Here is a 20913-nt window from a genome sequence, read left to right on the forward strand (position 1 = left end):
TGGTGCGTAACCCACCGCCGCGCCAAGGAGGCGTCATGAGTACCACCGTCGACACCGCGACCGACATCCAGTCGTTCCACCTCGAGGTTCCCCAGGAGCAGCTCGACGACCTGCGCCGGCGGATCGAGGCGACCCGCTGGCCCACCAAGGAACTCGTCACCGACCGCTCGCAGGGCGTGCAGCAGGCGACGCTGCAGGCGCTCGCCCGCTACTGGGCGACCGACTACGACTGGCGCCGGTGCGAGGCCCGCCTGAACGCGCTGCCGCAGTTCACCACCGAGATCAACGGGGTCCGGATCCACTTCATCCACGTCCGGTCGCAGCACGAGGACGCGCTGCCGCTGATCATGACCCACGGCTGGCCCGGCTCGGTCATCGAACTGCTCGACACCATCGGCCCGCTCACCGACCCGACCGCGCACGGCGGCCGGGCCGAGGACGCGTTCCACCTCGTGCTGCCGTCACTGCCCGGGTACGGGTTCTCCGGGCAACCGACCGAGCTCGGCTGGGAGAACGGCCGGATCGCCGACACCTGGGCGAAGCTGATGGCCCGCCTCGGCTACACCCGGTACGTCGCCCAGGGCGGCGACGTCGGCGCCGCCGTCGCGGACTCGATGGGCCGCCACGGCTCCGAAGGACTGGCCGGCATCCACGTCAACCTGCTCGCGACCGCGCTGGGCGTCGTCCACCTGCTGCCGTCCGAGACCGAGGAGGAACGCGCCGCGCACGCCGCGCTGAAGACGTTCACCACCGACGGTTTCGGCTACTTCCTCGAGCAGTCCACCCGGCCGCAGACGATCGGCTACTCGCTGCTGGACTCGCCCGTCGGCCTCGCGGCCTGGATGCTCGACCACGACACCGACAGCTACTACAAGATCTCCCGAGCGTTCGTCGACGACGACCCCGTCGGCGGCCTCACCAAGGAGAGCATCGTCGACAACATCACGACGTACTGGCTGACCGGCACCGGCGCCTCCGCCGCCCGCTGGTACTGGGAGTTCGGCCAGTTCCTCGCCGCGGTCGGCGACCAGGCCCCGCCCCCGGTCCAGGTCCCCGTCGCCTTCACCACCTTCCCCGGCGAAATCTGGGCCGCCCCCCGCAGCTGGGCCGAGACGGTGTACCCAGGCCTCGCCTACTTCAACGAAGTCCCCCAGGGCGGCCACTTCGCCGCCTGGGAAGAGCCAACCCTCTTCGCCACCGAAGTCCGCGCCGCCTTCGCCCCGCTGCGCTGACAGACCGCCGCCCGGCCGGATACGTGGTCGCATACCTGTACGACTTCATCGAGGAGGCAGCCGGCGGTGGCACCGTCAACGCCGGCCGCCCCGGGTCCTGTTAGCAAGTAACCAGTTAGGAAGTGCGGCCGATGCCCTCTGTCCCCCGGGACTTCTAGGCTCGAAGCACGACCCCGCTCGGCCAAGCCGGGTGCGCTCGTTCAAGACTCAGAGAGCCCGCTCGCCTGGAATATCCGATCTTGGCCTGTGCACGAGACGACGTGCATTGCGGCTGTGTCTACGAAACCTCCACCGACGTCGACCTCGTCGCCCAAGCGGGCAGCCGTCTGCCCCGTTGCATCAACCAGGGCAACCTCGCCATCACGGATCGCGACGCTCCAGCGTGGCGGCCAAGCGACGTCGACGTCGACCAGCCTGTCGCCGACGCTGACCAGCCTGTCGCCGGTGCGGACTACAGTGCCGACGGCCATGCGAACTACCAGGCAGTTTGTCGAAGGATCGATCTCGAGTGTTCCGATCAACCGAGCGTGCAGTGCGATGGTCGGAACTTCACGTTGAACAGTGAGGCCGGGCAACCGACCACCGTGCTGCGGCCCCTTCGCGCTGATCAACTGACCTTCTCCACAAGTCCCGAATTTCGTACCTGTCGATGACCGGGTCGTCCTGATCCGTAGCAACAGGCTGCCCCGCATCGGACTCGACCACCAGACCTGCCCCGTCGATCAGACGCACGTTCACGCCACCTTGCTCTTGACGGCCGGTGTGCCGGTCCATGTGGTCGCGGAGCGACTGAGCCATGCCGACCCGGCTACTACGCTCCGCGTTAACGCGGAGCGTCATCCGCAAGCACGCTGACGAGGTTGCCAACACCTTTGTTGCTGCGATCGACGGAACAGCTCCCCCGACCCCAGCGCGGCCGACAGAGAAGCGGACGAGTAGCGGCGTGTTAGCAAATCCGTTGGCAAACCCCCGGCTCAGAAGGCTCCGAGCCGGGGGTTTTGCGCTGCTCCCCCGCCTGGTTTCGATCCAGGTCTTCGAGATTCAAAGTCTCGCGGGCTGCCGAGTACCCCACGGGGGATCGTGGTCGCCGGGACAGTTTGCCATGGCGTAGGGCGAGGGACACGCTGAGGGGTTCCTTACCTACGGCTCCGTAGGTTACGGTGGCGTAGGTAAGCAGTCCTCCAGCCGAGGGAATTCACGCTATGACTCCTCCCGCCGTTGCCGCACCGGAGGCGCCCACCCGCGCCCAGCAGGCCGACGAGTTCGACGTCGACACCGGAACGCTCGGGGGTGAGCAGAAGCGCCCGTGGGAACAGGTGGCGCTGGCGTTGTTCATCGGTATTCCGTTCCTCGCCGTGCTCGCCGCCGTACCGATCGCCTGGGGCGGGTTCCTGGGCTGGCGCGACGTGGTGCTGGCGGTGGTGTTCTACACGATCGCCGGCCACGGCATCTCGATCGGATTCCACCGGCTGTTCACGCACAAGTCGTTCAAGCCGAACCGGCCGCTGAAGTACGTGCTGGCGATCGCCGGCTCGCTGGCGATCGAGGGCCCGGTGATCCGCTGGGTGGCCGACCATCGCAAGCACCACAAGTTCTCCGACCGCGACGGCGACCCGCACAGCCCTTGGAAGTACGGCACCAGCCTCGGCGCGCTGACCAAGGGCTTCCTGCACGCGCACATCGGCTGGCTGTTCGACACCGAGCAGACCCCGCAACGGCAGTACGCACCGGACCTGCTGCGGGACAAGGACATCGTCAGGGTGTCGCGGATGTTCCCGTTCCTGGTGGTGGTCTCGCTGCTGCTCCCGGCCGTCATCGGCGGGCTGTGGTCATGGTCGATCGAGGGCGCGCTGACCGCGTTCTTCTGGGCCAGCCTGGTCCGGATCGCGCTGCTGCACCACGTCACCTGGTCGATCAACTCGATCTGCCACACGATCGGCGACCGGCCGTTCAAGAGCCGGGACAAGTCCGGCAACGTGTGGTGGCTGGCGATCCTGAGCCAGGGCGAGTCGTGGCACAACCTGCACCACTCGGACCCGACCTGCGCGCGGCACGGCGTGCTGAAGGGCCAGCTCGACACGTCGGCGCGGTGTATCTGGTTCTTCGAGAAGCGCGGCTGGGTGACCGACGTCCGCTGGCCGGTCAAGGAGCGCCTGGAGGCGCGCCGGGTCGACGCGGCCACCCGGACCCTGAAGGCTGCCTGACAGGAAAACGTCCACCGGCAACACCGAAGTACGGCATGATGCTGACGTGATCTCGACGTGACGGAACCCAAACCGCGGCGGTCCGGCCGGATCCGGATGACGAGTGCCGAACGTCGCGAACAACTCATCACCATCGCCCGCGGCCTGTTCGCCCAGAAGGGGTACGAGGCGACGTCGGTGGAGGAGATCGCGGCGCGCGCCGAGGTCTCCAAGCCGGTCGTGTACGAGCACTTCGGTGGCAAGGAGGGCCTGTACGCCGTGGTCGTGGACCGCGAGGTCCGGGCACTGCTCGACGGCGTGACCCAGTCGCTCACCGCGGGACGGGCGCACGAGCTCGTCGAGCAGGCCGCGCTCGCCCTGCTCGACTACATCGAGAACAACTCCGACGGCTTCCGGATCCTGGTCCGCGACTCGCCGGTCGGGTCGTCGAGCGGCTCGTTCATCTCGATCCTGAGCGACGTCGGCACCCGGGTCGAGCACATCCTGGCCGAGGAGTTCAAGCGCCGCGGCCTGGACCCGAAGAACGCGCCGATGTACGCGCAGATGCTGGTCGGCATGGTCGCGCTCACCGGCCAGTGGTGGCTGGACGCCCGCAAGCCGAAGAAGCCGGACGTCGCCGCCCACCTGGTCAACCTCGCCTGGAACGGCCTGTCCGGCCTCGAGGCCAAACCCACCCTGTCGACCCGCCCGCACAAGTGAGGGACCGAAGGACAGGAGGTACGGCGCCCTCGCGCCTCCCGCTGAGCGTGGTTCCGCCTGCTGACCGGACTTAGTGGACGTATATGTCCTGTCGTTAGACCCCGGTAGCACCCGACATCCGCCCGCGGCATGACCTCCGTCGCCGCGGTTCGCCGTACCCTGGCCCGCATGACGGGGATCCTGACCGCGCGGCCCGTGCCTGCCCGCAGCAAGGCGTTCGACCTGCTGCTCGCCGGCGGTCTGTGCATGACCGCCGGCCTCCTCGGCATCGCGCAGGCCGGGATCGTGGGCGTCCTCGGCTTCGGCATGCTGGTCCCGCTCGTCTGGCGCCGGACCCATCCCGAGCTGGTGCTGTTCGGCGTCTCCGGAGTCGCCACGTTCCAGTGGCTGATCGGCGCGGACCTGATGCCGGCCAACGTCGGCCTGCTGGTCGCGCTCTACGCGATCTCGGTGTACGGCGAGGTCCGCTACAGCCGGATCGCGCTGGGCATCGGCGGTCTCGGCGTCCTGATGGCGGTCTCGCGCTACTGGTCGAGCTCGGACTGGAAGCAGCAGGTCACCATGATGGTTGCCCTGGGCGCCCTCGTCTTCGGCGTCTGGGCCATCGGCGAACGCCGCCGCACCCGAGGCCTGTACGTCGTTCAACTCGAGGAGCGGGCCGCCCAACTCGAACGCGACCGCGACCGCGAGGCCAAGCTGGCCGTCTCGAACGAACGCACCCGGATCGCCCGGGAGATCCACGACGTGGTGGCGCACGGCCTGTCGATCATGATCGTCCAGGCCGACGGCGGGCTGTACGCCGCGGACCAGTCGCCGGAGCAGGCGAAGAAGGCCCTGGCCACCATCGGCGACACCGGGCGCGCGAGCCTGACCGAGATGCGCAAGATGCTCGGCCTGCTCAAGCAGGACGAGCAGCGCGAGCTCGACCCGAACCAGCCGCGTCCACAGCCCGGGGTGTCGAGCCTGCCCGAGCTGATCGACAACGTCCGCGACGCCGGCCTGACCGTCGAGTACGACGTGACCGGCGAGCCGCGCGAACTGCCCGCGCTGCTCGGCCTGACGGCGTACCGGATCGTGCAGGAGGGGCTGACGAACACGCTGAAACACGCCGGGCCGGGTGCGCGCACCTCCGTCCGGCTGGACTTCGGCCGCGAGATGCTGACCGTGGTGGTCACCGACGACGGCCGCGGGGCCGGGGTCGCGCCCAGCACGGATCCGGGTCACGGCCTGGTCGGGATGCGGCAGCGCGCCTCGATCTCCGGCGGTACGGTGAACGCCGGACCGAAGGCGGGCGGCGGTTACGAGGTGATCGCCAAGCTCCCGTACCACCTGCCGACCGGAGGCGAGCAGTGACCGAACAGACCGACGTGATCAGGGTCTTCCTGGTGGACGACCAGGAGCTGGTCAGAGCGGGCTTCACGATGCTGGTGGACTCCCAGCCGGACATGCGCGTGGTCGGCCAGGCCGGTGACGGCGGCGAGGCGGTGGAGAAGATCCAGGTGACCGGCTGCGACGTCGTGCTGATGGATGTCCGGATGCCACGGCTGGACGGGGTCGAGGCCACCCGCCAGGTCCAGTCGTTGCCGCAGGCCCCGAAGGTGATCGTGCTGACCACCTTCGACCTGGACGAGTACGCGTTCGCCGCGATCAAGGCCGGCGCGGCCGGCTTCCTGCTCAAGAACACGCCGCCGGCCGACCTGCTGTCGGCGATCCGCCAGGTGTACTCCGGTGACGCCGTGGTCTCCCCGAGTACGACGAAACGCCTGCTGGAGCACTTCGCCGGAGCTCTCCCGGACGCCGGGGTGGAGCGGCCGGACCTGGCCGAGCTGACCGCCCGCGAACGCGAGGTCCTGGTCGAGGTGGCCCGCGGTCTGTCGAACACCGAGATCGCCCAGCTGTTCACGTTGTCCGAGGCAACGGTCAAGACGCACATCGGCCGGATCCTGGCCAAGACCGGCCTGCGCGACCGGGTCGCGCTGGTCGTCCTCGGCTACGAAACGGGCCTGGTGAAACCGACCAAGTAATACCCAGGGACTACGCCAACTGCAGCCCGCAGTCCGACGAGAGCTCGCCGCGAGATCACTAACTTCTTGGACAACGACAAGTAGCGACCAAGGAGTGACATGAGTTTGCAGACCGGTGATCTTGCGGTGGGGCGGCTGCCGCAGGACGGCGAGCCGCGGACGGCGATCCGGGCGCACGAGCTGCGCAAGGTGTACGGGCAGGGCGACACCGCGGTGGCCGCGCTCGACGGCGTGTCGGTCGACTTCGGCGTCGGCCGGTACACCGCGATCATGGGCCCGTCCGGTTCGGGCAAGTCGACGCTGATGCACTGTCTCGCCGGCCTGGACACGCCGACCAGCGGGCAGGTGCTGCTCGGCGAGACCGAGCTCACCCGGCTGCCCGACGCCGAGCTGACCCGGATCCGCCGGGACCGGGTCGGCTTCGTGTTCCAGTCGTTCAACCTGCTTCCGATGCTGTCCGCGAAGGACAACATCCTGCTGCCGCTCGAGCTCGGCAACCGCAAGCCCGACCAGCAGTGGCTGACGACGCTGGTCGACGTACTCGGCCTGCAGGACCGGCTCACGCACCGGCCGTCGGAGCTGTCCGGCGGTCAGCAGCAGCGGGTCGCGGTGGCCCGGGCGCTCGTCGGCCGGCCGGAGGTCGTGTTCGCGGACGAGCCCACCGGCAACCTCGACTCCCGGTCGGGTGCCGAGGTGCTCGGCTTCCTGCGCCGGTCGGTCCGCGAGTTCGGCCAGACGGTGGTCATGGTCACCCACGACCCGCTGGCCGCGTCGTACGCCGACCGCGTGGTGATGCTTGCCGACGGCAAGCTCGCCGGCGAGCTGCTCGAGCCGACCCCGGAGACCGTTCTCGACGCGCTCCGGCAGCTGGGGGCCTGAGGTGCGACGCTCCATCCTGTCCTCGCTGCGCGCCCACCTGGGCCGCCTGGTCGCCGCCTGCCTGGCGATCGTCCTCGGCGTCGGCTTCGGCACCCTGGCCCTGACCGCGCACTCGTCCGCGTCGAACGGCGTCGACACCACGATCGGCGCGCAGTACCGCGGCGTCGACGCGGTCGTCTACCCGCAGAACGCCGAGATCACCCCGGCCGACCTGGCCAAGCTGCAGAAGCTGCCGCAGGCCGCGTCGGTGGTCAGCTACACGACGACGTACCTGACGGCCTCGTTCCCCGACCTGGTCCGTCCAGCCGGGCTGGGGGTCGACGCGCTGTACGACACCACCCGGATCGCCGGCCCCGGTACGTCGTCCGGTCGCCTGCCGACCGCGACGAACGAGATCGCGCTGCCGGCCAAGCTCGCCGCCGAACACGGGGTCGCGGTCGGGCAGACGCTGCGGATCAACGCCTACACCGGCAAGTCCTGGAACGTCACTGTGGTCGGCCTGCTCGACGACGCGAACCACGTCGGTCCCGCATCCGCGGTCGTCACCCCGGCCGCGCTGAAGATCTTCGAACCCGATGCCTTCGTCCGGGCGGTCGGGATCGCCGGCCAGGCCGGTGTCGACCAGGAGTCGCTCGCTTCGGCGGCCCGGGCCGTCGTCCCCGGCGACTTGCAGGTGTTCACCGGTGAGGGCTGGATCGAGCACGAGGTGCAGGGCTTCACGAACGGCATCGACGTCCTCGGCGGGGTGCTCGGCATGTTCGCCGTGATCGCGCTGTTCGTCGCCTGCCTGGTGATCGGCAACACCTTCACGATCGTGATCGCCCAGCGGACCCGAGAGATGGCGCTGTTGCGCTGCGTCGGCGCGTCCCGCAAGCAGGTGTTCACGTCCGTGCTCGCCGAGGCGTCGGTTGTCGGCGTAGTCGCGTCCGCGATCGGAGTGGTGTTCGGGGTCGCGCTGTCGGCGCTGGTGCTCGCACTGGCCCGCGAGTTCGACTGGGGCCTGCCGCCCGTGCCGCTGCACCTGGACGTGCGCTCGCTGCTGATCCCGCTGGCGCTGGGCACCGTGGCCACGATCGCGGCGGCCGTGATCCCCGCCCGCCGGGCGACCAAGGTCGCTCCGCTCGCCGCGCTCCGGCCGGAGGCCGCCCCGGCGGCGGCGTCGAAGGCCGGCATCGTCCGGTTGATTCTCGGCTTCCTGCTGCTGGCGGGCGGCGGACTGCTGCTGGCCGTCGGCGCGGCCTCTCACCAGGTGCTGGTCGGAGTCGCGGGCGGGGTGGTCTCGTTCCTCGGCGTCCTGGCGATCGGCTCGCTGCTGGTGCCCGCGCTGATCCGCCTACTCGGCGCGCTGCCGGCCCGCGGCGGCGGCGTCCCGGCGCGGATCGCGGTCGCGAACGCCGTACGGAATCCGAAGCGTACGGCGGCCACGACGTCGGCGCTGTTGATCGGGGTGACGCTGATCAGCCTGACCTGTGTCGGGATCGCGTCGGTGCGGAAGACCTTCGACGTGTCGATGGACAGCCAGTACCCGGTCGACATCATGGTTGCCACCTACAACGAGAAGATGCCGGCCGGTGCCGCGCAGCAACTGCGCGAGATCAAGGGCGTCACCCAGGTCGTGCCGGTCAGCCAGGTGCGGGTCAAGGCCGGCGACGAGGAGGTGCCGGTGACCGGGATCGACCAGGCCGCGGCCGGATCGGTCATCCACAACCCGGCGCTGGCCGCGCAGCTCACGCCCGGGAACGCCCTGATCGACCCGCGGACGATGAACATGCTCGAGCTCGAGGACGGCAGCCAGGTGACGGTCGTCGCCGGTCAGCAGAAGCTGACCCTGACCGCGCACCGGGCGGTCGGACTGGATCCGGTGACGATCACCTCCGCCGATCTGCGCAAGCTGTCCGCGACCGCACCGGTGAGCGGTTTCTGGCTGGCCTCGGATCCGAAGGCGAACGGCTCGGACGTCATCGAGGCGGTCGAGCAGTCCATCCCGACCGTCAAGGAGCTCTCGGTCGACGGTGGCCTGCCGGAGCGGAGCAGCTACACCGAGGTCTTCGACGTCCTGCTGATCATCGGCGTCGGACTGCTCGGGGTGTCGGTGCTGATCGCGCTCGTCGGCGTCGGCAACACGCTCAGCCTGTCGGTGCTCGAACGCACCCGGGAGAACGCGCTGCTGCGGGCGATGGGCCTGACCCGCCGCCAGTTGCGCGGCATGCTGGCGGTCGAGTCGTTGCTGATGGCCCTCGTCGCCGCCGGTCTCGGGATCGCGCTCGGCCTGATCTACGGCTGGACCGGCACGAGCGCGCTGATGGGTGGCCAGACGGTCGACGGCAGCGTCGAGTACGCCGTACCCGTAAGCCTGCTCGTGGTCATCGCCGCGGTCGCCGCCGTGGCCGGTCTGCTCGCTTCGGTCCTGCCGGCCCGGCGGGCGGCCAAGGTGGCACCCGCCGGAGCGCTCGCGGCGGAGTAGCTCAGACGAGCTCGACCCTGTTCCCGTGGCCGTCGGCGGTGTGGAACCGCCGGCGGCCCGGGATCGTCTCGTTGTCCCAGGTCACCGGGAAGCCCAGCGCCTCCAGCCGCGAGGCCAGCGCGTCCAGGTCTTCGACGGCGAACGCCGGATGCGCCTTCTTCGCCGGCCGGAAGTCCTGCTCGACTCCGACGTGGACCTCCGCCGTACCCTCCCGGAACCAGCAGCCGCCCCGCGCCCGCAGCAGCGGCGGCTTCTCCACCTCGGTCATCCCGAGCGCGTCCCGGTAGAACGCCCGGGCAACGTCCTCGCCGCCGGGCGGGCACGACACCTGCACGTGATCGAGCCGCATCACGCCTCCTTCCGTGCCGTCTTGTGGGCCACGGCGAAGATCCGCCGGAACGGCAGCAGCGTGCCGTAGTCGCGTTGCGGATAGACCTCCGCGAGCCGAGCGCCGTACTCGTCCTCGAACCGCTGCCGCAGCTCGTCCGGCAGAGACTGCAGCACCGGCCGCGCGCCCGTCCCCTTCACCCACTCGAGTACGGCGTTGTCGCCTTGCAGTAGGTGGTAATACGTCGTCTCCCACGCGTCGACGACACAGCCCTCGGCGCTGAGCGCGTCGACGTACACGTCCGGGGCCGGCACCTCCGCGCGGAGCGACGCGTTCCTCGCGTACTGCGCGTACGGCTCGGTCGCGGCCAGGTCGCGCAGGATCGAGTGCGACGGAGCGTTGCCGTTGCCGGGAATCTGGATCGCCAGCCACCCGCCGGGCTTCAGCGCGCGGACGAAGCCGGGCAGCAGGTCGAGTTGCCCCGGGATCCACTGCAGGACGGCGTTCGTGACGATCACGTCGAGCGAGCCGGGCTCGGCGGACCACTCCAGCAGGTCGCCGAGCTCGAACGTGAGCTGGTCGTCGGCGTACTGCCGGGCGGCCTCGATCATCGGCGGCGAGCTGTCGATCCCGCGGATGGTGGCGTCCGGCCAGAGGTCCCGCAGCGACGCGGTCAGGCTGCCGGGACCACAGCCGAGGTCGACGACCGTGCGGACGTCGTCCGCCCGGATCCGGCCGACCAGATCCGCGAACGGGCGGCCGCGCTCCTCGGCGTACGTGCCGTACTGCTGCGGGCTCCACACCGGTGACGTGCGCATGCTGGCTGCCTCTCTGACGGTCAGGCTCGGGAACCTGCCTCCGGGATTTATCTTGATGTCGAGATACTCTAGCGCTGCGAGTTGTCTTGATGTCAAGAGTCTTGATGGCGTAATCTCGACCGCATGGAAGACGAGGTCGATCGGCTGCTCGAGGCCTGGCGCCGGGAGCGCCCCGACCTCGACGTGACGCCGATGGAGGTGCTGTCGCGGGTCAGCCGGCTCGCCCGGCACCTGGACCGCGCCCGCAGCCAGGCGTTCGAGACCCACGGCCTGGAGTCCTGGGAGTTCGACGTCCTGGCGGCCCTGCGGCGCGCCGGAGCGCCGTACCAACTCTCCCCCGGCCGGCTGCTGAAGGAAACCCTGGTCACCTCGGGCACGATGACGAACCGCGTCGACCGGCTGGCCGCCCGCGGCCTGGTCGAGCGGCTCCCCGATCCGGCCGACCGGCGGGGCGTGCTGGTCCAGTTGACCGACGCCGGGCGGGACGCGGTCGACGCCGCGATGGCCGACCTGCTGGCCCACGAGCGCAGACTGCTCGGCTCGATCAGCGAGCGCGACCAGGCCAGGATCGCGCGCGTCCTGCGGGAGCTGGTCCGGCCGTTCGACCTCGAAAAGCACTGACATTCTTCAGGCCGCGGACAAAGTCCCGGGAATTGTGCCGGAATTATCCGAAAAGACGGCCCGTCACTTCGGGGTGATCCCGATCGTTGCTAGTTGCAACGAGATCGTGAGACTGCTGTAGCGGGCGGCTATCGACACTGAGTGAGCAGGACTACTAGGGTCCTGACTGTCAGTGGTCAACCGATCACGAAACGTTAGAACACAGTGACTTCGGCGGCAAGAGGTGGTCCGCCGAAAGCGGTCGCGCGGTGTCCGGGGCTCGGGGCCCGAACAACGCCGGCCCGCACGGGGCCCGCTCACCCGGTGGTCGCGGTGCGCCCTCCGAATCACAGGGGATCGGAGGGTGCACCGCGATCCTGTTCTGTTTCCACATGTTTTCCACAGGCATTACGCGCTGGGTGATTCACTATTCAAACGGTTGATTTGGCGCCGGGTCATTCAGTGCATTCGAGCGCTGGTCATTCGGCGCGTTCGGGCGCCGGTCATCGGGCGCCGGTCATCGGGCGCCGGTCATCGGGCGCCGGTCATCGGGCGCTGGTCATCGGGCGCTGGTCATTCGGCGCGTTCGGCGGCGTCGAACCAGGCGGTCTCGAGCTCGGCCCGTTCGTCGGCGAGCTTGCGCAGCTCGGTGTCCAGCTCGGCCAGCCGCGCGTAGTTGCTCGCGTTCGCGGCCAGCTGGTCGTGCAGCTTGGCCTCGGTCTCGGTCAGCTTCGCCAGTTGGCGCTCGATCCGGTTCAGTTCCTTCTTCGCCGCCCGGGCCGCCGCCGCGTCGACCACCGGCTCGTCGGGTGCGCTCGCCGTACCACTCGTCGCCGTACCGGTCGCTGTGCCGGTCGTCGTTGTGCCGGTCCCCGGGCCGGTCGCCGCGGTCGTCGTACGGCGTGGAGCGGTGCCGCTGAGCTCGTCGATGTACTGGTCGACGCCGCGAGGCAGGTGGCGGACCCGGCCGTCGCCCATGATCGCGTACACCATGTCGCTGACCCGCTCGAGGAAGTAGCGGTCGTGGGTGACGGTGACGACCACGCCCGGCCAGCTGTCGAGGAAGTCCTCGAGCACGGTGAGCGTCTCGACGTCCAGATCGTTGGTCGGCTCGTCGAGGATGAGCACATTCGGCTCGTCCAGCAGGATCCGCAGCAGCTGCAGCCGACGCCGCTCACCACCGGACAGGTCGGAGATCCGCGTCGTCAACTTGTCCCCGCTGAACCCGAACCGCTCCAGCAGTTGCGACGACGTCAGCTCACCACCCCGGCCGGCGAGTGCCGCCGTACGACGGATGTCGGTGATGTGCTGCAGGACGGTCGCCGTACCGTCAACCTCCTCGAGGGTCTGCGACAGGCTGGCGACCCGGACGGTCTTGCCCTGCTTCACGACCCCGCGGTCGGGCGGCAGCTGACCGGTGAGGACCCTGAGGAACGTCGTCTTGCCGGCGCCGTTCGGACCGAGCAGCCCGATCCGGTCGGCCGGGCCGAGCCGGAACGTCACGTGGTCGAGCATGACCCGGTCGCCGAAGCTCAGGCTGACATCCTCGGCGTCGAACACGTCCTTGCCGAGGCGAGCCGTCGCCAACTGGGACAGCGCGAGCTGGTCGCGGGGTGGCGGCTCGTTCTCGATCAGGGCGTTGGCCGCGTCGATGCGGAACTTCGGCTTGCTGGTGCGGGCGGGCGCCCCACGACGCAACCAGGCGAGCTCTTTCTTCAGCAGGTTCTGCCGCTTCGCCTCGGTCACCTGGGCCGTGCGAGCACGCTCCGCCTTGGCCAGGACGTAGGCGGCGTACCCACCGTCGTACGACGTGACGCGGCCGCCCTGGACCTCCCAGGTCTCGGTGCAGACCGCGTCGAGGAACCAGCGGTCGTGCGTGACGACGATCAGCGCGCTGGCCCGGTCGACGACGTGCGCGGCCAGCCAGTTGACCGCCTCGATGTCCAGGTGGTTGGTCGGCTCGTCCAGGATCAGCAGGTCGACCTCGGTGAGCAGCAGTCGGGCGAGGGAGGCCCGCCGACGTTCGCCACCGCTCAGGGTGCCGATCAGCGCCTGGTGGTCCACGCCGCCGAGCAAGTGCTCCATCACCGAACGCGCCCGCGGATCCGCCGCCCAGGTGTAGGTCTCTCGGTCGCCGAGCACCGCGTGCAGCACCGTCTGCTCGGGATCGAGGTCGTCGGTTTGGCCCAGATACCCGACCCGAAGGTCGCGATTGTGGGTGATCCGCCCGCTGTCCGGCTCCTCCCGCCGAGCCAGCAACTGCAACAGCGTCGACTTCCCGTCGCCGTTGCGCCCGACCACCCCAACCCGCTCACCCCGGCCGACGCCGAGGCTCACCGAGTCCAGAAGCGTCCGAGTCCCGAAGCCCTTCGAAACAGCTTCCAGGTTGACCAAATTACCCACAGAACCAGCCATATCGCGCCCACACTATCCGACCCCCCACCACCCCCGACCGTCCACGTGCCGGATCCCTCCCGGCTCAACCGCCTTGGTCCCGGTGACCCACGACCTTCTGGAAGTCGACCACGCGAGCAGGGCCTACCGCGCCCATACATCGCTGGACCGATCCGTGATCCTGAACACCACGACGACGACCCGGCGCCAGCATTGTCGGCCGGCGAGTCGAACGAAATCTAAGTGCCCGCTTTCGCCGTATCCTCCGTGCTCCCGGGCTTCCTCGTCCTGTCCAACCTCGATGGACGGCAGCATTGATGGAGTCAAAGGCTCGCCCGAGCGAACTGCGCGCACTCAGGAGATGCGATGTCCAAGACCTCGGGACATGGCTTCTTGATGGCGGCGGGGACCGAAATATTTGACTCAGCCGCACTGAAAACGTCGCCTCCACAAGACGTGGCTCTCGATCGTCGGCCACAGTCTTGGTCTATCAATGACCGGACCCGCCGAGATGAACTCAACCAAGTGCTCGCCGTACCGTAAGGCGCTTCCGTCGAGCACCTGACAACTCGACCAATCGACCGCCTGAATCGCGACTTTTGCGACGCTCAACTTCCCTCTTCATACGCCTTGGGTTCGGCGACTCCGACAAACGATTGCTACCTTCGAGCATCAATGTCTTCGTCAAGGAACGCTCTTGCAGCATTCCTAATCGGCACCCGACTCCACCACCACGGAGAGTTCGACGGCGCGGCGACTGGCAGGCTACCCGGCACCGTGCTATCACGGTAGCGGAAATCCAGATCATCAAGGACCGGATAGAGTCGACCCCGAAGCGAGCTCTCAAGCGCCCGGAAACTCGCATCAACATCATCGCGCATGCTATACGCACTCTCGAATTCATCAAGCGTCAATAATTCGCCACGCTCAACCTCCACCACCCATTGGCGCCATGTAGCCAACTCCTGCGCGAACGGCAACGCGTCACCATTGCGTCGAAACGAATCGAGGTGCGTGCTCTCGCCGGCAGTGAACCCGATGTCGCTCCAAGATACCTTTTCCATGGCTACCTCTGCTCCCAGCGACCCTTCGATTCCGTGACCGCGGTACTTCTCCAGGGCTGATTCTTGTTAAGCATGATTGTCCGATTCCGCTTTTCGTCCCGGACCCATGGACCTGCATTTCCTGGCTTCACTGGAGCGGCTGGGTCCTGCAACACTTCCTGAATCTCCTTTGCAAGTTCACCTGGCTTCTTTTCGCCAAATCGGTCCTCAGGGACATGACCCTCGACCAACTGACCCAACTCCTCCGGCGAAAATCCGGTCTCATCCTCGATCCCGTGAGGGTCAACGGCCTCGCCGCTTTCCCCGTCCCATGCATCGTTGTGCAAGATCCCGTTGATCAGGACACCCACCGCGATGATTATCCCACCAACGCCAGCGGCAGCGATTGCCCCCTTCCCTGAACCGCCGGCACCCGCCAAGAGGCGTCCGCCGGTCATTTCTCCTCCCCATCCCCCGATCGCTGGTGGACTGCCTGGGCGTCCACATTTGCAGACCTCGGGCGCCTGGAAGGAGTGGAGCCAGTTGTGGCCGCCGGTGTTGGCGACGCTGTCGATGACGGAGCCGACTTGGTTGAGGGCGTTTTGGTGCTGCTGGTCGGACCAGGCGCTGGTTTCGTTGGTCAGGTCGTCTCCGGCGCCGACGACGGTGGCTGGTTGGGTGGGTGCGACCGGGCACAGGGCGGGGTTGCCGTTGGCGCAGGACGGGTTGCCTGGGGGTGGGTGAGGGACGTTCTTGGCTTCGTGCTCAAGTTCCTTTCGTTCCTTGATGACCTTCTTGTTGAGCTGACACTGGGCGTCGCAGACCGGCGGCGGTGGCGGCTTGGGTTGGCAGGACTGCGTCTTGCACGGAGGCTTCGGGTCACAGTTCCTGCACGGGGGCTTCGGGTCGCAGTCCCGTTCTGGCACCCGCCGCAATCACCCGTCTCCTGGCAGCCGCCAGGCGGGGGCGGAGGCGGCGGCGGTGGCTTCGGAGGCTTCGGTGGATCGCAGACCAGTTCCCTGATCGGGAAGTCACCGTTCCAATCGATCACCTTCCCGATCGGCTTGCAGTTCCCACCGCCGCCGGGGTCGTGGAACATCCGGCCGTCGGGGTCGTGGAAGGTGAGCGGGTTGGCGCCTGCGTAGGCGTAGAGGTTGGAGCGGGTCGACGGTACGCCGGCGTCGTAGGTGATGGTGTCTCGGGAGGTGAAGGTGCCGGTGCCGGGGTTGTACCAGCGGGCGCCTTGGTTGACGTCTCCGGAGCGGGGGTCGGTCCAGTCGCCCTGGTAGCCGACGCGGTACTTCAACCCCGAAGCGTTCGTGGAGTTGCCGAACGGGTCGAAGGTCCGGGTGTCGGGCAGGCCGGCGGCCAGGGTGGTGTCGGCGGGGTCGAAACCGGCCACGATGTCGCCGTGCCGGTCGGCCAGGACGAGACGTTTGGTGGTCTCGTACCCGACCGACAACAACCCGTCCGACGCGGAGCGGCCGAAGAACTGGGTTCCGTCGGAGACGACCTCATCGCTGAAACCGTCGTAGCGCATTCGCGCCGTGCCGGCCTGGACCGGCCGATCGAGAGCGTCATAGGTGAAGTCGCGGTCGGACCGGGTGATCATCCGATCGAACGCATCGAAGCCGAACGCCTCGGTCGTGGTCCCGGTCGTCTTGGACAGCAGGGCACCGCGGGGTGAGTAGGTGTAGGTGGAGGTGCCGTCGTTCAGCAGCCGGTTACGTTCGTCGTACGACGCCAGCTTCGTGCCCGCCTTGACCCGGTTGCTGTTCGCGTCCCAGCCGTACTCGGTGGTGGTCGATCCCTTCGTCCAGGACGTCAACCGGCCGAGTTGGTCGTAGACGTAAGTGTTGTTGCCGGCACCGGCGACGCCGGTTGTGTTCTTGGCGGTGACGTTGTTGTCGGCGTCGTAGCCATAGGTGATCGACGACACCGACGTCATCCCGGCCTTCAGGACGTCAGAGTTCATCCGCCCGAAGGCTTCGTAGCCTCCGAGCTGACCTGCTGGCACGTAGTCGCCAAGCGCCTTGACAGCCGCAACTGCCTGAGAGTTGATTGCGTAGTTGTAGACCGCTTCCCCGTTGCCCTCGCCCGCTCGCCCGGCCCCACTGTCGAGTTAAAGACTCGCCCGAGCGATCTGCGCGTGCGCAGGTGATGCGATGTCCAAGACCTCCAGGGATGCCTCCGTGACGGCTGCAGGGCCTGCGATGGCCTCCCGTACCAGCAACCAGCCTCCGGCGACAGCCTGCTCGAGGCATCGCTTCCCAAGATCGTCCGCTCGATACCTTGCGGCTTGAATCAAATGGAACAGCAGGTCCAGTACAGCGATTCGTACATGTTGAGGACGCTCATCGACCAGAGAAGCGAGCAACACCGAGATAACTGGCTCAGCCGAACTGAAAACGTCGTCTTGCACAAAGACGTGGTTTTCCATCGTCGCCCACAGTCTCGGTCTCTCTTCGACCGGAGCCGCCGAGATGAACTCAGCCAGGTGATCGCGCAACCGCGATGCGCTTCCGTCGAGCACCTGGTAACTCGACCAATCCACCGCCCGAATGGCGACGTCTGCGACGGTCAACCTTCCCTCCTCATCGACCCCAAGCTCCGCCTGAGTCAGCGCTTGTACCTGGCGGAAACAGGGACGGGGGGTACTTCGGCTGACACTGCACACACACGTTGATCGGCTGCCAGGTCAATTCTCCTGTGCCTGCATCCCGGCGCCACCCAAACGGCCGACTCATCTGCCTGCCTGGTGCGATGCCCTGGGCTACATCCTCGGCGTGCATCCCACCGGGGCGACCGCAAGACTCACGTGACCAGACGCGATCCAGCCGCCTTGGCTTGCTCCGGCACCGGCGTCCGGTATGCCGCGGCCGGGCCGGATAGGCGTGCGATCAGGGGTGCCAAGGGTCCACTCTCTTGAGTTCCGGGCCCAGCAGGTCTCGGAGTTCCGATCCAGGCTGCCCAGAGTCGGGAATCATCTCGACCCGTTGACGGCGATAAGTCCACAGACGCCCTCGGGACCACGCGCGTACTCGCGTTCCAGCCAATCGAGGACCGACTGACAGATCTCGGGATCAGTCTTCCGGTGACCGACGAGCCAACGAACGACGTCGGCCATGACGAGAGGCGGCAGCAGCTCGCCCTCGTTGTCCTGAAGGTGTTCCGCCAGGACGGGCATGAGCTCGCGGCCCGCATCAATGAGCCCGCCGACGGCGACGGTACTCGCCGTCATCCGACACCTCCCAGCACGAGGGACATCTCGTCGACAAGACTCTGGGCGACCAGCCGGTCGCAGGGTCGGCATCTTGATTGCGTCGCAACCAGCTGTTCAGCTCTCTGAGAGTCTCCTGCCCGTGATCGGACGCATACGGCCTCCGGTCGGAACGCCTGTGGCTGATTCGCTTCGGATCGCGTCCATAATCGTGCCGTTGCCAACTCGGTCCGGACTCGTATGCCGTCGACCGTGCCGCCGGTGAAGCCGAGTCCTGTCAGCGCGAGGCCGGTCCGGCGCTGCCGGCAAGACCGTACAGTCGACCTCTCCTCAGCCACGACGCTCCCGCCGTACGAGAACGATCCAGCGCACGCCGTCGGTTGGCGAGATCTCATGCTCGTTCCGAATCTCGCGCATCGACTCGACAGCGACCTCATCGCCGACCAGAGTCTCGAGTCCGTTGACGATTTCGCCGATCCCGGCTTCGTCCTCTTCAGTGATCTCCGAGAGTTGAAACCGAAGTCGGATCCGTGACCCATGCACCTCGACTCCCACAGCAAGGGCATGCAGTGGAAGCTGTCCGAGCGACGCCTGCACCGCCTGCGCGACAATGTAGTTTCCCATACACGCGCCTGTCCTGGGTTCTCTGGCGTTGGCAGGCTCACGGCGTCCGTGTGGGGTTATAGGGAACAACGCTTGGCGAGGTTCCTTCGATCAAGAACACGTCCGTGGGCTGGCTCGGGAAGCCTGCACCTGGGTTGTGGTTGAAGCCGGCAACGTTCCCGGACCGCACCACGATGTCACCATCGCGCTTCACGCCGAGCACAGTAGCCCGCCTATTGTGGAAGTCATCGAGCACATGGTACGTCGTCCACGACGCTGACGTATCCATCACCGCCGGAGCCTGACATGATCCACGCTGGTAGGCGTCCTATCTACAAGCGCGTGATGTCCCGGACTCGAGTGCACCGACTCCGCGCTGCATCGGAATGGTCACGTGGTCTTACCCGTCTCGTACATCAAACGACCTAGGTCCTCTTGTTCCTGCAAGTAGTCCGCGATCGGTTGAGCTGTCGCCTGATCGGGCGCATCGACGGCTAGCAGGTTCTCAGAGGACCACTCGACGAGACCACCCAGCCCAGTCAGGTGTTCGACAATCTCCGCAGTAGGGTGCTCGGAGCGCCCGAAATAGACTCGGAAGACAGAGCGCCCGGATCCCTTCGTCACGCGCCTCACCATGTAACTCGCGTCAACCTCGACGACATCGCCAAGCGCCAAGTCGTACGCGAAGAACGGTATACAACACAATTCGTAGTGGAGATCGTCGATACAGCGCGCCCACAGTTGCTCGGTGCTCACTCCGCTCTGTCCTGGCTCGATCCGAGTCGCGATCACGAAGTTCGAGCGATCACGCCAGACCGGCTCCCGGTGGACCGCTTCGCTGTTCATCACGGACCTACCACCAAGGCGAAGGTCAAGGGTCCCAAGAACACCGGCCGATCATACCGGCTCAAATGCCTTGACGCACTAAACAACACAGACTCGCGGGTCAGCGCATCCCCCAACAAACCCTCTCAGGTGATCCAACTCAGGCCACGCACTTTGACTGCAGCACTAATCACGAGCTATTGAAGCCTTAGACCGATGCTGCTCGCGGCGGCATAGTCCGCCCTTCGCGGACCTATTCCGACAGGCGAAGTTCGAATTCGAGAGCCGTAAAATCCGGTGCTCCTGGACCATCACTGCACCGAAATCGATAGATGCCGTCGGCCTGGGCGTCGACCAGCATCCCCGCATTTCCTATCCAGGCATCTCTTTGTCCGAATTTTCCTCGCCAGCAGTTCCACACCCGAAGGATGGAGTCGGACGCTCCGCCAGCTCTGATGTTCATCTCAGGAGGAGCTACGTCCATCCAAAGCACCATTCCGGCGTTCATGGCTCCGTTGAGCTCCAGTTGACCATCGTCGATCTCAACGCAAATCCCCTGAACTGGCTCACGGCCGTCAGACTTCACTCGGAGGCCGACGTCTACCTGGCGTGCGCCAAGCTTCAGCCCATAGGCCAGGTACACGGTGGAGCCGTTGAATTCAACCGGCTTACCCGCGGAGGCTTTAAATAGCCCCTCAAGTCTAGGCATAGAGCTTTCTGTGGTCATTTGCAAATACTACCAAGTAGTCGAAATGGATCTATCAGTGCATGCGTGTCGGCCACCGAGGCGCGGGTAACGTTTCGCCCGCACGCCATGGAACGGGTTCATGGCTCAGTTCCTTAGATTCAGCCCTGCCGGTCTCAGATTCATTCCCCTAGGATGCGAGCCCGTTCTTCATCCGCGAGACGTTCTGCTGACCCCACTGACTTGCGGCGTTCGGCTCAGCAGCCTCATTCTTCCAAAAAGCGTTTTCGCATCATCGACATCGACGGCGGTTCCCCGTTGCGTCCGGGGGCCGAGTAGTCATCACCAGCCCTCTCCACCGGTGTACTTGTCCTCGTCAACGTCTGGACTGTCACCGACCCAGCACGTCGTCGGGATCGAGCCCGAGCCGATGAAGGTCACCTGCCACTCGGGAAATGAACCCACGGCAGCTACTTTCGACCTCAGTCCAACTGAGGGGTGACGACGACACACCGGGGGCAAAGACTGACTCGATGGTCCATCCCGCGGCATTTTTCCGCACGGCAATTGACCCAACTTCCTCGTACGACATCGAGTCGAACTCGAAGTCGCTCCGGTCTGGATCATCCAGCCAGATGAACAGATTCCGTGCGAACTCCACCACGGGGAAGGCCGGCTCGTCGTAGATCGTCAACGCACCGTCAATCACGCGAAGGTGACCATCGAGGGAAACCAAGTAGTCAGCTTGGGTCGCGCCGCTGAGCTCGTCAGCATTCAAGCGGCTGTATGTGATCTCCACTTCGTTCACCTTACGTTGACAGGGAAGGCGTTAATGACGCGGCCGTCGTCGCTCACGATCACGCGGATGTTGGTCTGCCCCTTTGTCCCGACGATG

21 protein-coding genes are annotated in these 20913 nt (G+C 66.8%); 8 read left to right on the plus strand and 13 right to left on the minus strand.

Features of this window, described 5'->3' with window-relative positions; genetic code table 11:
* Nucleotides 1–35: 35 nt before the first annotated feature.
* Nucleotides 36–1232 carry an epoxide hydrolase family protein gene (locus ACQPYZ_RS28965; protein WP_433161649.1) on the plus strand — a complete coding sequence of 399 codons (1197 nt, stop codon included), beginning with the start codon at nucleotides 36–38 and terminating at the stop codon, nucleotides 1230–1232.
* Between the two features lie 200 nt (nucleotides 1233–1432).
* Here the strand turns inward: ACQPYZ_RS28965 and ACQPYZ_RS28970 are convergent, their stop codons facing one another.
* Complete coding sequence (locus tag ACQPYZ_RS28970) at nucleotides 1433–1843, minus strand: hypothetical protein (RefSeq protein ID WP_433161650.1); 411 nt, start codon at nucleotides 1841–1843, stop codon at nucleotides 1433–1435.
* 591 nt (nucleotides 1844–2434) lie between these two features.
* Here ACQPYZ_RS28970 and ACQPYZ_RS28975 point away from each other — a divergent pair.
* The 6 genes from ACQPYZ_RS28975 (at nucleotide 2435) to ACQPYZ_RS29000 (ending at nucleotide 9502) form a co-directional block, all read left to right on the plus strand.
* Entirely contained in the window at nucleotides 2435–3436 is a 1002-nt protein-coding gene (locus ACQPYZ_RS28975; RefSeq protein WP_433161651.1) for an acyl-CoA desaturase, read from the plus strand.
* A gap of 57 nt (nucleotides 3437–3493) precedes the next feature.
* Nucleotides 3494–4135, plus strand: a complete 642-nt coding sequence (locus ACQPYZ_RS28980; RefSeq protein WP_433161654.1) for a TetR/AcrR family transcriptional regulator — start codon at nucleotides 3494–3496, stop codon at nucleotides 4133–4135.
* Between the two features lie 168 nt (nucleotides 4136–4303).
* The gene (locus tag ACQPYZ_RS28985) at nucleotides 4304–5488 is read left to right on the plus strand and encodes a sensor histidine kinase (RefSeq protein WP_433161655.1); all 1185 of its coding nucleotides are present in this window, start codon (nucleotides 4304–4306) and stop codon (nucleotides 5486–5488) included.
* A gap of 68 nt (nucleotides 5489–5556) precedes the next feature.
* A complete protein-coding gene (locus tag ACQPYZ_RS28990) occupies nucleotides 5557–6159 on the plus strand; it encodes a response regulator (RefSeq protein ID WP_433169780.1) in 603 nt (200 codons plus the stop codon).
* Between the two features lie 99 nt (nucleotides 6160–6258).
* Nucleotides 6259–7038: an ABC transporter ATP-binding protein gene (locus ACQPYZ_RS28995; protein ID WP_433161657.1), complete on the plus strand. Its 780-nt coding sequence runs from the start codon at nucleotides 6259–6261 to the stop codon at nucleotides 7036–7038.
* Between the two features lies 1 nt (nucleotide 7039).
* Nucleotides 7040–9502 (plus strand): ABC transporter permease, encoded by a 2463-nt coding sequence (locus ACQPYZ_RS29000; RefSeq protein WP_433161660.1) that lies wholly within the window; start codon nucleotides 7040–7042, stop codon nucleotides 9500–9502.
* 1 nt (nucleotide 9503) lies between these two features.
* Here the strand turns inward: ACQPYZ_RS29000 and ACQPYZ_RS29005 are convergent, their stop codons facing one another.
* Nucleotides 9504–9851, minus strand: coding sequence for a VOC family protein (locus tag ACQPYZ_RS29005; protein WP_433161661.1), 348 nt, complete (start codon nucleotides 9849–9851; stop codon nucleotides 9504–9506).
* Nucleotides 9851–10648, minus strand: a complete 798-nt coding sequence (locus ACQPYZ_RS29010; RefSeq protein ID WP_433161662.1) for a methyltransferase domain-containing protein — start codon at nucleotides 10646–10648, stop codon at nucleotides 9851–9853. Before ACQPYZ_RS29010 ends, ACQPYZ_RS29005 begins: the two co-directional genes overlap by 1 nt.
* A gap of 123 nt (nucleotides 10649–10771) precedes the next feature.
* On the opposite strand from ACQPYZ_RS29010, the gene ACQPYZ_RS29015 reads away from it, so the two are divergent.
* Nucleotides 10772–11269 carry a MarR family winged helix-turn-helix transcriptional regulator gene (locus tag ACQPYZ_RS29015; protein WP_433161663.1) on the plus strand — a complete coding sequence of 166 codons (498 nt, stop codon included), beginning with the start codon at nucleotides 10772–10774 and terminating at the stop codon, nucleotides 11267–11269.
* Nucleotides 11270–11821: 552 nt separating this feature from the next.
* On the opposite strand, the gene ACQPYZ_RS29020 is transcribed toward ACQPYZ_RS29015, so the two are convergent.
* The 10 genes from ACQPYZ_RS29020 to ACQPYZ_RS29065 form a co-directional block, all read right to left on the minus strand.
* On the minus strand, nucleotides 11822–13663 hold the full coding sequence (locus tag ACQPYZ_RS29020) for an ABC-F family ATP-binding cassette domain-containing protein (protein WP_433161664.1): 1842 nt from the start codon (nucleotides 13661–13663) through the stop codon (nucleotides 11822–11824).
* A gap of 638 nt (nucleotides 13664–14301) precedes the next feature.
* Entirely contained in the window at nucleotides 14302–14706 is a 405-nt protein-coding gene (locus ACQPYZ_RS29025; RefSeq protein WP_433161665.1) for a hypothetical protein, read from the minus strand.
* A 2-nt stretch (nucleotides 14707–14708) separates the two neighbouring features.
* On the minus strand, nucleotides 14709–15143 hold the full coding sequence (locus ACQPYZ_RS29030) for a hypothetical protein (RefSeq protein ID WP_433161666.1): 435 nt from the start codon (nucleotides 15141–15143) through the stop codon (nucleotides 14709–14711).
* Between the two features lie 182 nt (nucleotides 15144–15325).
* The gene (locus ACQPYZ_RS29035) at nucleotides 15326–16660 is read right to left on the minus strand and encodes an RHS repeat-associated core domain-containing protein (protein WP_433161668.1); all 1335 of its coding nucleotides are present in this window, start codon (nucleotides 16658–16660) and stop codon (nucleotides 15326–15328) included.
* A 147-nt stretch (nucleotides 16661–16807) separates the two neighbouring features.
* Nucleotides 16808–17269, minus strand: a complete 462-nt coding sequence (locus tag ACQPYZ_RS29040) for a hypothetical protein (protein ID WP_433161670.1) — start codon at nucleotides 17267–17269, stop codon at nucleotides 16808–16810.
* A 399-nt stretch (nucleotides 17270–17668) separates the two neighbouring features.
* A complete protein-coding gene (locus ACQPYZ_RS29045; RefSeq protein ID WP_433161673.1) occupies nucleotides 17669–17926 on the minus strand; it encodes a hypothetical protein in 258 nt (85 codons plus the stop codon).
* 309 nt (nucleotides 17927–18235) lie between these two features.
* Nucleotides 18236–18529: a hypothetical protein gene (locus ACQPYZ_RS29050; protein WP_433161674.1), complete on the minus strand. Its 294-nt coding sequence runs from the start codon at nucleotides 18527–18529 to the stop codon at nucleotides 18236–18238.
* A 369-nt stretch (nucleotides 18530–18898) separates the two neighbouring features.
* The gene (locus ACQPYZ_RS29055; protein WP_433161676.1) at nucleotides 18899–19354 is read right to left on the minus strand and encodes a DUF4265 domain-containing protein; all 456 of its coding nucleotides are present in this window, start codon (nucleotides 19352–19354) and stop codon (nucleotides 18899–18901) included.
* A gap of 232 nt (nucleotides 19355–19586) precedes the next feature.
* Complete coding sequence (locus ACQPYZ_RS29060) at nucleotides 19587–20060, minus strand: hypothetical protein (RefSeq protein WP_433161678.1); 474 nt, start codon at nucleotides 20058–20060, stop codon at nucleotides 19587–19589.
* A gap of 349 nt (nucleotides 20061–20409) precedes the next feature.
* A complete protein-coding gene (locus ACQPYZ_RS29065) occupies nucleotides 20410–20817 on the minus strand; it encodes a hypothetical protein (RefSeq protein ID WP_433161680.1) in 408 nt (135 codons plus the stop codon).
* Between the last annotated feature and the right edge of the window lie 96 nt (nucleotides 20818–20913).

Source organism: Kribbella sp. CA-247076 (genome assembly GCF_050942445.1).
Classification (GTDB): domain Bacteria; phylum Actinomycetota; class Actinomycetes; order Propionibacteriales; family Kribbellaceae; genus Kribbella.